The organism is Streptomyces sp. NPDC056486, assembly GCF_042795295.1.
Classification (GTDB): domain Bacteria; phylum Actinomycetota; class Actinomycetes; order Streptomycetales; family Streptomycetaceae; genus Streptomyces.
Window position 1 is genome coordinate 1 of the sequence record NZ_JBHTSF010000230.1, and the last position, 11,496, is coordinate 11,496.

The following is an 11,496-nucleotide window of genomic DNA, read 5'->3' on the forward strand; positions in this document are numbered from 1 at the left end:
GAATCATGACCGCGGCGGACCTGCCCGCCTTTTCGGTTTGTACGACACCGCACGCCTTAGAGTGAAACGGTGACCTCCATGCCGGAAAAACCGTCGCCACGGATCAGTGAAGGCGTCCGCGACACAGCGGTACAGCGCCTGCAGGAGGCGTACGCCGAAGGGCACATCTCGCACGAGGAGATGGACGAACGCCTCCATCGGGCGCTGACCGCCAAGGCGCACAGCGAGCTGGAGTCGGCGCTGGCCTCGCTCCCCGCACAGGATGCGGGCACCACGTCCACGATCGCCGCCGCCGGCGGACGGATCCACCGGCGTGGCGCCTGGCGGGTGTCCCGGCACCTCAAGGTCGAGTCCGCGTTCGGCAGGGTGAACCTGGATCTGTCCCAGGCGGTCCTCGAACACCCGGTGGTCGACATCGAGTTGCAGCTCGGCACCGGCCGGGCCAGGATCACGGTGCCTCGCGACGCGACCGTCGACGTCGAGGGTCTGAACACCGGCTGGAAGGATCTCGACTACAAGCCCGGGCGGCACTCCCGGCCCGGCGGGCCGACGATACGGATCTCCGGGGTCATGGGGTTCGGCAAGCTGAGAATCCGACACGCGCGTCGAGGCCCCGACACGGACAGGTGACGTCGGGCGGTGGCCGGGACTGTCTCGCCTGCGGTCTCACCGACGGCACCGTACCCCTGCCCGGCGGCACCCTCCTGCGTACGGCGTACTGGACCGTCGAGCACTGTGTAGGGGCGCTCGGCGTCGGCACTCTCGTCGTGAAGCCGCTGCGACACATCACCGGCGTACACGAGTTGGACACCGCGGAGAGCGCCGGGCTCGGCCCTCTGATCACCCGCGTCACCGCCGCCGTACGCGCGGCGGTGGGCGACGAGTGCGAGCAGGTGTACGTCTGCCTCTGGTCGCACGCCGGGCGCGTCCCCGGTCACATCCACTTCGTGGTGCAGCCCGCCCGTACGCCTGACGTCGACCGCCACGGCGGCGCGTACGGGCCCGCCCTCCAGATGGCGATGCTCGCCGATGGCGCGTTGCCGGAGCCGGGTGCGGTGGAGGAGTTCTGCGGGCGGGTGCGGCGTGCGCTGGATGAGGGTGCGCCGGACGGGGATTCCGCCATCTAGGTGGGCCCGTGCGCAAACTGTTGACTGTTATTCAAACCTGCCAGTAACTTCAGCGTTGTACCACCGAGAACCGCCGAAAGCCGCTGAAGCCTGCCCAAAATACCCCCACAGCAAGGCTGTTGGCCCCTGCGGCCTGCTCGCTCCTCTCCGGGACTGACCCCCCACCGGATTCATCGGATTCATCGGATTCAAAGGAGACTCCAGATGGCGATCCGCACCCGTGCCCCGCGACTGGCGGCAGCCCTCGCCGCCGTCACGACCGCCACCCTCGGCCTGGCCGCCGCACCCGCCCAGGCGACCGGCGGCGACCCGCTCGACTACGTCGCCCTCGGCGACAGCTACAGCGCCGGATCCGGCGTCCTGCCCCTCGATCTGACCGCGCCGCTCCTCTGCGCACGCTCGACGGCCAACTACCCGCATGTCGTGGCCAAGCGCACCGGCGCCAAGCTCACCGACGTGACCTGCGGCGGAGCCCAGACCAAGGACTTCGCCGGGTCGCAGTACCCCGGTGTCGCCCCGCAGCTCGACGCCGTCGACGCCGACACCGATCTCGTGACGCTGACCATCGGCGGCAACGACAACAGCACCTTCATCAGCGCGATCCTCGCCTGCGGCAGCGCCGGAGTGCTCTCCGGCGGCAAGGGCAGCCCCTGCAAGGACGCCAACGGGGACAAGTTCACCAAGGAGATCGACGCCAGTACGTATCCGGCGCTGAAGACCGCCCTGCGAGCGGTCAAGGCCAAGGCGCCGCACGCGCGCGTCGGCGTACTCGGCTACCCGTGGATCGTCCCGGCCAAGGCCGACCCCACGTGCTTCGCCAAGATGCCGATCGCCACGGGGGATGTCCCCTACCTGCGGGACCTCCAGACCCACTTGAACAACGCCGTGCAGCGCGCCGCGTCCGAGACGGGGGCGACGTTCGTCGACATGGCCGCCGCATCGGAAGGACACGACGCCTGCAAGCCGCTGGGCACCCGCTGGATCGAACCCGTGCTGTTCGGCACGAACTTCGTCCCGGTGCACCCGAACGCCCTCGGCGAGTCCGGGATGGCCGACCAGGCGATCGGCGTGCTGAAGCTGAGCTGAGAGAGCTTCCGGCGGGCCCCAACTCCCTTCCTATGCTTACCTTTTCGTAAGTAGCTGACTAATTAGTCGGTACTTGTGGGGAGTTGGGCGCCCGCCAAGCATGGTCGTCATGACGAACCAGAGCCACGACCCGTCCACTACCCCTGTCACCTCCCCTTCTCCTGTCACCGTCCTCGGCCTCGGCGCCATGGGAAAGGCACTCGCCGGTGCCTTCCTCAAGGCCGGTCACCCCACCACCGTCTGGAACCGCACGCCGGGCAAGGGTGACGAACTGGTGGCCGCGGGCGCGACCCGTACCGCCACCGCCGCCGATGCGGTCCGCGCCTCGGAGGTGGTGATCGTCTGCCTCTACGACTACGACGTCTCGCAGGCCGTGCTCGGCCCGATCGCCCCGGAACTGAAGGGGCGCGCCCTGGTCAACCTCACGTCGGACACCCCGGAACGCTCGCGCGAGGCCGCCGCCTGGGCCGCCGAGCACGGCATCGCCTACCTGGACGGCGCCATCCTGGTGCCGGTGACGGTCATCGGTACTGCCGACGCGCTGCTCTTCCACAGCGGTCCGAAGTCCGTGTACGACCGGCATGCGAGCACGCTCAAGGCGCTCGGCGGCAACACCGTGTACCTCGGTGAGGACCATGGACTCGCGGCCGTCTACGACAACGCCCTGCTCGACTTCTTCTGGACCAGCATGGCCGGTCTCGTACACGCCTTCGCGCTGGCCGGGGCGGACGGCGTGAAGGGCGCGGACCTTGCCCCCTACCTGAGCGCCCTGCTCTCCATCTTCCCGCCGATCGTCGAGTCGATGGGGGGCGAGGTCGACTCCGGCGACTATCCGGGCGACCAGGCCCCGCTCGTCACGGAGGCGGTCAACGTCGATCACGTCATCCACGCCTCCGCGCACCGCGGCCTGGACGTGGGGGCCCTGGGCGGCATCAAGGCCGTCCTGGACCGGGCCATCGCCAAGGGGCACGGCGCGGACGGCTGGACGGCCACCATCGAGGCCGTCCGCGCTCCCTGACCCGGCACGCTGCCCCATCACGCTGGCCTTGACGCCTGCGTCAAGGATTACCGTCGTACGCATGCGCATCGGCGAACTTGCGGAGCGGGCCGGCACCACTACGCGGACCCTTCGGTACTACGAGTCACGGGGGCTGCTGCCCGCTCGTCGCAGTGGCAACGGCTACCGCACCTACGACGAGGACGACGTACGCCTCCTTGAGCAGATCAGGACCCTGCAGGACTTCGGGTTCGATCTGGAGGAGACGCGGCCGTTCGTGGAGTGTCTGCGGTCGGGGCATCCGGCGGGCGACTCCTGCCCCGCGTCGCTCGACGTCTACCGCCGCAAGCTCAGTGAACTCGACTCGCTGATCGGTGAGTTGAGTGCGGTGCGTGAACAGGTCGGTGCGCAGCTTGTGCGCGCCGAGGCTGCGGTTGTGGGAGGTCCGGACCCGCAGTGCGAGCTGACGGGCTGAGGGAGAGGGAGCGTAAGCATGGCGATGGTCAAGGCGGACGGTGTGGCCGAGGTGACGGACGCGGACTTCGAGGCGGAGGTGCTCAAGGCTCAGCAGCCGGTGCTCGTGGAGTTCGGCGCGGAGTGGTGCGGCCCGTGCCGGCAGCTCGCGCCGGTGCTCAGCGAGATTTCGCGCGAGGAGGCGGACCGGCTGAAGATCGTGCAGGTGGACGTGGACCACAGTCCGCAGACCGCGATCGCGTACAACATCCTCTCCGTGCCGTCCCTGCTGGTGTTCCGGGGCGGTGAGCCGGTGAAGTCCATGGTGGGCGCGCGGCCCAAGCGCAAGCTGCTCGCCGAGCTCGCAGAGGCCGATGTGCTCTGACCCACGGGGTCACCCGCAGGTGGAACACGCGGTCACCCGCAGGTGGAAAGAGAAATGCCCCGGACGAATTGACGTCCGGGGCATTTCTTCGCGTATATTAGATCCTTTCGCGACCACTGGCTCTTTTGGGCAGAGCGGAATCGCGAGAATCTGTATACGAGCACTGTAACTGGCGAGGGGCTGAATTGTCAACCGAGGAATTGCGTGAAGAGCAGCAATTCGTCTCCGGGCTGTACGCGCGCCTCGACGCGCTGCGCGAGGAGGCGGAAGCCGCCGTGCGGGCGTCGTTGTCGCAGGTCGGCAACGGTCAGCAGGCCAGGATCGAGCGTGACGTCCTGGTGGCCGAGCGGTCCGGACTGCTGGCCGCCTTCGACGCGGGGGAGAACGGGCTCTGCTTCGGCAGGCTCGAATTCCGCGACGGCCGTGATCACCACATCGGACGCATCGGAATCCGTGCGTCCGACATCGAACGCACCCCACTCGTGATCGATTGGCGTGCCGATGTCGCACGCCCCTTCTATCTCGCGACCGGTCATACGCCGATGGGGCTCCGCAGGCGCAGGCACATCACCACAAAGGGCCGCGACGTCACGGCCCTGCACGACGAGATCCTCGATCTCGGCGACACCACCCGCACCGGGTACGAGGGCGCGGACGCCGACGAGGTGCTCCTCGCCGCGCTCGACTCGGCCCGCACCGGGCGCATGCACGACATCGTGCAGACCATCCAGGCCGAGCAGGACCGCATCATCCGCGCCCCGCATCAAGGCGTCCTCGTCGTCGAGGGCGGCCCCGGCACCGGCAAGACGGTCGTGGCGCTGCACCGCGCCGCGTTCCTCCTCTACGCCCACCGTCAGCTGCTCGCCAAGCGCGCGGTCCTGATCGTCGGCCCGAACCCGGCCTTCCTCGGCTACATCAGCGAGGTCCTGCCCGCGCTCGGCGAGACGGGCGTCCTCCTCTCGACGGTCGGCGAGCTGTTCCCCGGCGTCGGCGCCACCGGCACCGACACCCCCGAAGCCGCGGAGGTGAAGGGCCGCGCCGAGATGGCGGACGTGCTCGCCGCCGCCCTGCGCGACCGGCAGCAGACCCCCGAGCCCGGCGCCCCGCTGATCATCGAGCACGACGACGGTGACCTCGTCCTGGACTGGACGATCGCCCACGAAGCACGCGAGGCGGCCCGCGATGCGGACGTCCCGCACAACCTCGGCCGACCGCACTTCGCCTTCCGCGTCATCGACATGCTCACCGAGCAGCTGGCCGAGCGGCTCGGCGCCGACCCGTACGGCGGCCCCAACTTCCTGGGCCCCGACGACATCGCCCAGCTCGGCAAGGCGATCGCCGCGAGCCCCGACGTGCACGCGGCCATCGAGGAGCTGTGGCCGCAGCTCACCCCGGAGCGCTTCCTCGCGGACTTCCTCGAAGAGCCGACGCCGTATCTGCCGGACGAGGAGGCCCATATCGTCCGGCGCCCGCGCGGCGGCGACTGGACCGCCGCCGACGTACCGCTCCTCGACGAAGCCGCCGAGCTGCTCGGCAACGACGACAGCGCGGCGAAGGCGATGGCGGAGGCTGAGCGTGCGAAGCAGATCGCTTACGCACAGGGCGTGCTCGACGTCTCGTACGCATCCCGGACGTACGAGTTCGAGGACAAGGACGACGACGAGTCGGAAGTCCTGCTCGCGCACGACATCATCGACGCGGAGCGGATGGCCGAGCGCCAGGAGGAGGACGATCACCGCAGTGCCGCCGAGCGCGCGGCGGCGGACCGGACCTGGGCGTTCGGGCACATCATCGTGGACGAGGCGCAGGAACTCTCCGCCATGGCCTGGCGGCTGCTCATGCGGCGCTGTCCGACCCGCTCGATGACGCTGGTCGGCGACCCCGCGCAGACGGCGGAGGCCGGCGGCTGCGGCACCTGGGAGACGATCCTCTCCCCGTACGTCGAGGACCGCTGGGAGTACACACGGCTCGGCGTCAACTACCGCACGCCGGTGGAGATCATGGACGTGGCCGCCGAGGTGCCCCGCGTCGAGCACCCCGACTTCCGGCCGCCGAGCTCGGTGCGGTCCACGGGCGTGCTGCCCTGGGCGCACCGCACCGACGACCTGGCCGCGGCCGTGGCCGACACGGTGGCGGCCGAGACACGGGACGAGGGCCGCCTCGCGGTGATCGCCCCACGCGAGCTGCATGACGAGCTCGCCTCAAAGCTCCCCGGTGTGACGGCCGGGGAGGCCCCGGACCTGACGCGGTCGGTCGTTCTGATCGACCCGCGTCAGGCGAAGGGCCTGGAGTTCGACACGGTCCTGGTCGTGGAGCCGGACCGCTACGGCACGAGCGACCTCTACGTGGCCCTGACCCGGGCCACGCAGCGGCTCGGCATCCTGCACACGCAGGAGCTGCCGGTGGCGCTCAAACAGGTCGCAGCCACACCGTGGCCAGCGGCGGCAGGGTGAGCCGCAGGGACGCGGGGCGGCCGTGCGACGCCACCGGCTCGGTCTTGATCGGGTCCGGGTTGGTGACGTCGCCGCCGCCGTAGCGGGCCGCGTCCGTGTTCAGGACCTCGCGCCAGGCGGTGTACTCGCCGGGGACGCCCAGGCGGTACTCGTGCCGCACCACCGGTGAGAAGTGCGAGATGGCGAGGAGCGGTGCGCCGTCCGTGTTCTCGGCGGACTCGTCGGCGTAGCGCAGGAACGCGAAGACGTTGTCCTCCGCGGCGTCGCCGTCGACCCAGGCGAAGCCGCCGGGGTCCGTGTCGCGCTGCCACAGCGACGGCTCGCGGCGGTAGACGGTGTTGAGGTCGCGCACGAGATCGCGTACGCCTCTGTGGTCGGCCTCGGCCCCGTACGCGGGGTCGAGCAGCCACCAGTCCGGGCCGTGTCCCTCCGCCCACTCGGCGCCCTGGGCGAACTCCTGCCCCATGAAGAGGAGTTGCTTGCCGGGGTGGGCCCACATGAAGCCCAGGTAGGCGCGGTGATTGGCGCGCTGCTGCCACCAGTCGCCGGGCATCTTCGACACCAGGGACTGCTTGCCGTGCACGACCTCGTCGTGCGAGATCGGCAGGACGTAGTTCTCGCTGTACGCGTACACCATCGAGAACGTCATCTCGTTGTGGTGGAACTTGCGGTGCACGGGCTCCTTCGACACATAGTCGAGCGAGTCGTGCATCCACCCCATGTTCCACTTCAGGCCGAAGCCGAGCCCGCCGAAGCCGCCGGGGCCCTCGTGGTGCGTCGCGCGGGTCACGCCGTCCCAGGCCGTTGACTCCTCGGCGATCGTGACGACGCCGGGGGCGCGGCGGTAGACGGTGGCGTTCATCTCCTGGAGGAAGGCGACGGCGTCGAGGTTCTCGCGGCCCCCGTGCATGTTCGGGGACCATTCGCCGTGCTCGCGCGAGTAGTCGAGGTACAGCATCGAGGCGACGGCGTCGACGCGCAGGCCGTCGATGTGGAACTCCTCGCACCAGTAAGTGGCGTTGGCGACAAGGAAGTTGCGGACCTCCTTGCGGCCGTAGTCGAACTCCAGGGTGCCCCAGTCGGGGTGCGCGGCCCGGTCCGGATCCTCGTGCTCGTACAGGGTGCGCCCGTCGAACTCCGCGAGCGCCCAGTCGTCGCGCGGGAAGTGTGCGGGCACCCAGTCCATCAGGACGCCGATGCCCGCTCTGTGCAGCGCGTCGACGAGGAACTTGAAGTCGTCGGGTGTGCCGAGGCGTGCGGTCGGCGCGTAGAAGCCGGTGACCTGATAGCCCCAGGAACCCCCGAAGGGGTGCTCGGCGACAGGCATCAGCTCGACGTGAGTGAACCCCAGATCGGCCACGTAGGCGGGGAGCTGTTCGGCCAGCTGGCGATACGTCAGGCCAGGGCGCCAGGACGCCAGATGTACCTCGTACACGGAGAACGGCGACTGGTGGACGGGCACCTCCGCTCTGCGTTCGAGCCAGTCCGCGTCATGCCAGTCGTGATGCGACTCGTGCACGATGGAGGAGTTCGCGGGCGGGGTCTCCGTACGGCGGGCGAGCGGGTCGGCGCGCAGCGTCTTCGATCCGTCGGGCCGGGTGATCTCGTACTTGTAGAGCTCGCCCTCGCCGATCGACGGCACGAACAGCTCCCATACGCCGCTGCCGCCGAGCGAGCGCATCGGGAAACCGGTGCCGTCCCAGAAGTTGAAGTTCCCCACCACGCGCACGCCCCGGGCGTTGGGTGCCCACACCGTGAAGCGCGTCCCTGTCGCCCCCTCGTGCACCATCGGGCGTGACCCGAGCGCCTTCCACAGCTGCTCGTGCCGGCCCTCGCCGATCAGATGCAGGTCGAACTCGCCGAGCGCGGGCAGGAAGCGGTACGCGTCGTGGATCTCCAGTTCGGCTTCCTCGTACGCGATGCGCAGCCGGTAGTCCTCGGGGATCTCCCGCAGCGGAAGCACCCCGGAGAAGAACCCGTCACCGTCGTGCTTCAGCTCGGCCCGCAGATCCTTGGCGACGACAGTGACGGAGCGCGCGTACGGCCGCAGCGCGCGGAAGGCGACGCCTTCGCGGACGACGTGGGCGCCGAGTACTCCGTGCGGGTCGTGGTGCGTGCCCGCGAGGAGGCGGGCGCGGTCGGCCTGGGGGACGGGCGACGTGGGGTTGCTGGACTTCCGCTGCTTCGGCCGGGTCTGTCGGGGCGCCTCCGGCGTCCGTCCGGCGGGCTCCGGCTTTCGCCTGCCCTTCTTGCTGGCCTCGTCGGACGGTTTGCGCGGCTGCGGGCGGGGGGTCACAGGGGGCGTCTCCTCGGCGATGGTGGATCAGTGGATATCGGTGACGGGGCCGTTCGTGGCGGGGCCGTTGGTGGCGAGCCGCTTGATCGCGGAGAGGGGTACAGGGAGCCAGTCGGGGCGGTGACGGGCCTCGTAGAGGACTTCGTAGACCGCCTTGTCCGTCTCGTAGGCGCGCAGCAGGACCGGGTCCGTACGCGGATCGCGGCCGGAGACCTCGGCGTACCCCGTGCAGTACGCCGCCCGGCAGTCGCCCGCCCACTTGGGCGCCCATGGCTCGCGGGAGCGTGCCGCGTAGTCGAAGGAACGGAGCATGCCCGCCACGTCGCGCACCGGCGGCTGCGGCATCCTGCGCTCGGAAAGCAGGCGTGAGGGCTCACCCTCGAAGTCGATGAGCGACCACTCACCGGCGGGCGAGCGCAGGCACTGGCCCAGGTGCAGATCCCCGTGGATGCGCTGGGCCGTCCAGGTCGCCTCTCCCCGCCCCAGATCGGCGAGCGCCTCGAAGGTCGTGTGCAGGGCGGGGGCGTACGGAAGGAGGGCGGGCACCGCGCCGGCTGCCGCGTCGAGGCGGTCGGCCATGCCCTCGGCGATCAGCTCCACCTGGGCGCGGCCAAGGGTGACCGTGGGCAGCGCGCGGGCAAGGGCCAGATGTACCTCGGCGGTCGCGCGGCCGAGCGCTCTCGCCTCGCCGCTGAAGTCCCGGTCGGCCGCGAGCTCCCGCAGGGCGAGCTCCCAGCCGTCGGCCGTGCCCTTCAAGTAGGGCTGGAGCACGCCGAGGACGTTCACCTCGTCCCCGACGTCCGCCAGGAACCAGGCGGCGGGAGCAGGTACCTGCGCACACCGCTCGCGGGCCAGCATCAGGGGCAGCTCCAGGTCCGGATTGACGCCGGGCACGATGCGGCGGAACAGCTTCAGGATGAACGTGTCCCCGTACACGAGCGAGGAGTTGGACTGCTCGGTGGCGAGAACCCGCGGTGCGAGGTCTTCGCCTATGTTCTTGCGCCGGTCGCGCTCGAAGCGCAGCTTGCCGACGCGGGCCTGCATCCGCAGCGCTTCAAGCAGGAACCCGGACATACGGGCGTCGTGCAGCGCCTCGTAGACGGTGAACCCGGCGAGCGGCCCCTGCGTCACATGCCCGATGAGCGCGGGCGCGAGCCGCGGCGGCAGCTCGCGCCTTACGCCGAGGAGGAGTTGGTAGCAGTCCGCGGCCAGCGGGGGCGCGCCGCCGACCTGCCCCGGCACCTGTGGCTGCCGGACCTGAATGAGCAGGTGCAGCAGGCCCAACTCGGAGGTGGGCGGCAGTAGTTCGGTTGCCGTGATCAGTGTGAAGTCGGTGATGGGGCGGCCTTTGCCCGCGAACCAGCGCTGTCGTGGCAGCCACGCGCGCAACAGCGGATCGAGCGAGGCGAGCAGCGCGTCCGCGGTGATGCCCGGGCGGGTGACAGCTTCCGACATGGCGTCGCGTCCTTTCCGCGGTGCGGACAAGGGAGGAGTGCGGGAGTGCCGGTTGTGCGGGAGAGTTCCCAGGGCGGGGCGGTGGAAACCGCCCCGCGCAGGAGTAGCAGGGGTGGAGCCTACGCCGGATCCTTGCGCAGTCGGAACCAGTAGAAGCCATGTCCGGCCAGGGTCAGGAGGTAGGGCAGCTCGCCGATGGCCGGGAAGCGCACCCCGCCGATCAGCTCGACCGGGTGGCGGCCGTTGAAGGTCTGGAGATCGAGTTCGGTGGGCTGGGCGAAGCGGGAGAAGTTGTGGACGCACAGCACGAGGTCGTCCTTGTACTCGCGCAGGAACGCGATCACCGCCGGGTTCGACGACGGTAATTCGGTGTAGGAGCCGAGTCCGAAGGCCGGGTTCTGTTTGCGGATCTCGATCATCCTGCGGGTCCAGTGCAGGAGTGAGGAGGGCGAGGACATGGAGGCTTCGACGTTGGTGACCTGGTAGCCGTAGACCGGATCCATGATCGTGGGGAGGTAGAGGCGTCCGGGGTCGCAGGAGGAGAAGCCGGCGTTGCGGTCGGGGGTCCACTGCATGGGGGTGCGGACGGCGTCGCGGTCGCCGAGCCAGATGTTGTCGCCCATGCCGATCTCGTCGCCGTAGTAGAGGATCGGGCTGCCGGGCAGGGAGAGCAGGAGTGCGGTGAAGAGTTCGATCTGGTTGCGGTCGTTGTCCAGGAGTGGGGCCAGGCGGCGGCGGATGCCGATGTTGGCGCGCATGCGGGGGTCTTTGGCGTATTCCGCGTACATGTAGTCGCGTTCTTCGTCGGTGACCATTTCGAGGGTGAGTTCGTCGTGGTTGCGCAGGAAGATGCCCCATTGGCAGCCGTTGGGGATGGCGGGGGTTTTGGCGAGGATTTCGGAGACGGGGTAGCGGGATTCGCGGCGTACGGCCATGAAGATGCGGGGCATGACGGGGAAGTGGAAGGCCATGTGGCATTCGTCGCCGCCGTCGGTGAAGTCGCCGAAGTAGTCGACGACGTCTTCGGGCCATTGGTTGGCTTCGGCGAGCAGGACGGTGTCGGGGTAGTGGGCGTCGATTTCGGCGCGGACGCGTTTGAGGAGGTTGTGGGAGCGGGGGAGGTTTTCGCAGTTGGTGCCCTCTTCGGCGAAGAGGTAGGGGACGGCGTCGAGGCGGAAGCCGTCGATGCCCAGGTCGAGCCAGAAGCGCAGGGCGGAGATGATTTCTTCCTGGACGGCGGGGTT

The 11,496-nt window shown here is 69.5% G+C and carries 10 protein-coding genes; 7 read left to right on the top strand and 3 right to left on the bottom strand.

Going from position 1 to position 11,496, the window contains the following annotated elements; genetic code table 11:
• Positions 1-69: 69 nt before the first annotated feature.
• From ACFQ7F_RS42820 to ACFQ7F_RS42850, 7 genes are all read left to right on the top strand, one after another.
• The gene (locus ACFQ7F_RS42820) at positions 70-630 is read left to right on the top strand and encodes a DUF1707 domain-containing protein (RefSeq protein ID WP_383284046.1); all 561 of its coding nucleotides are present in this window, start codon (positions 70-72) and stop codon (positions 628-630) included.
• Entirely contained in the window at positions 627-1,127 is a 501-nt protein-coding gene (locus ACFQ7F_RS42825; protein ID WP_383284049.1) for an HIT family protein, read from the top strand. The genes ACFQ7F_RS42820 and ACFQ7F_RS42825 overlap by 4 nt, the downstream gene beginning before the upstream one ends.
• A gap of 204 nt (positions 1,128-1,331) precedes the next feature.
• A complete protein-coding gene (locus ACFQ7F_RS42830; RefSeq protein ID WP_383284051.1) occupies positions 1,332-2,213 on the top strand; it encodes an SGNH/GDSL hydrolase family protein in 882 nt (293 codons plus the stop codon).
• Between the two features lie 109 nt (positions 2,214-2,322).
• Positions 2,323-3,231: an NAD(P)-dependent oxidoreductase gene (locus tag ACFQ7F_RS42835; protein ID WP_383284055.1), complete on the top strand. Its 909-nt coding sequence runs from the start codon at positions 2,323-2,325 to the stop codon at positions 3,229-3,231.
• 61 nt (positions 3,232-3,292) lie between these two features.
• Positions 3,293-3,685: a MerR family transcriptional regulator gene (locus tag ACFQ7F_RS42840; RefSeq protein WP_383284058.1), complete on the top strand. Its 393-nt coding sequence runs from the start codon at positions 3,293-3,295 to the stop codon at positions 3,683-3,685.
• Between the two features lie 24 nt (positions 3,686-3,709).
• On the top strand, positions 3,710-4,048 hold the full coding sequence (gene trxA / locus ACFQ7F_RS42845) for a thioredoxin (protein ID WP_383284073.1): 339 nt from the start codon (positions 3,710-3,712) through the stop codon (positions 4,046-4,048).
• Positions 4,049-4,233: 185 nt separating this feature from the next.
• A complete protein-coding gene (locus ACFQ7F_RS42850) occupies positions 4,234-6,501 on the top strand; it encodes a HelD family protein (protein ID WP_383284061.1) in 2,268 nt (755 codons plus the stop codon).
• Here the strand turns inward: ACFQ7F_RS42850 and glgB are convergent.
• The 3 genes from glgB to ACFQ7F_RS42865 all read right to left on the bottom strand — a co-directional run.
• On the bottom strand, positions 6,458-8,797 hold the full coding sequence (glgB, locus tag ACFQ7F_RS42855) for a 1,4-alpha-glucan branching enzyme (protein ID WP_383284064.1): 2,340 nt from the start codon (positions 8,795-8,797) through the stop codon (positions 6,458-6,460). The two genes, ACFQ7F_RS42850 and glgB, sit on opposite strands and share 44 nt — an antisense overlap.
• 27 nt (positions 8,798-8,824) lie before the next feature.
• Positions 8,825-10,252 carry a phosphotransferase gene (locus ACFQ7F_RS42860; protein ID WP_383284067.1) on the bottom strand — a complete coding sequence of 476 codons (1,428 nt, stop codon included), beginning with the start codon at positions 10,250-10,252 and terminating at the stop codon, positions 8,825-8,827.
• A 119-nt stretch (positions 10,253-10,371) separates the two neighbouring features.
• Positions 10,372-11,496: alpha-glucosidase C-terminal domain-containing protein (locus tag ACFQ7F_RS42865; RefSeq protein WP_383284070.1), on the bottom strand; the 1,125-nt coding region annotated here is incomplete at its 5' end.

Bases quoted from the DNA above. Each gene is read 5' to 3' on its own strand.
- ACFQ7F_RS42830 (WP_383284051.1), top strand. From the start codon at position 1,332: ATGGCGATCCGCACCCGTGCCCCGCGACTGGCGGCAGCCCTCGCCGCC.
- ACFQ7F_RS42835 (WP_383284055.1), top strand. From the start codon at position 2,323: ATGACGAACCAGAGCCACGACCCGTCCACTACCCCTGTCACCTCCCCT.
- ACFQ7F_RS42840 (WP_383284058.1), top strand. From the start codon at position 3,293: ATGCGCATCGGCGAACTTGCGGAGCGGGCCGGCACCACTACGCGGACC.
- trxA (WP_383284073.1), top strand. From the start codon at position 3,710: ATGGTCAAGGCGGACGGTGTGGCCGAGGTGACGGACGCGGACTTCGAG.
- ACFQ7F_RS42860 (WP_383284067.1), bottom strand. From the start codon at position 10,252: ATGTCGGAAGCTGTCACCCGCCCGGGCATCACCGCGGACGCGCTGCTC.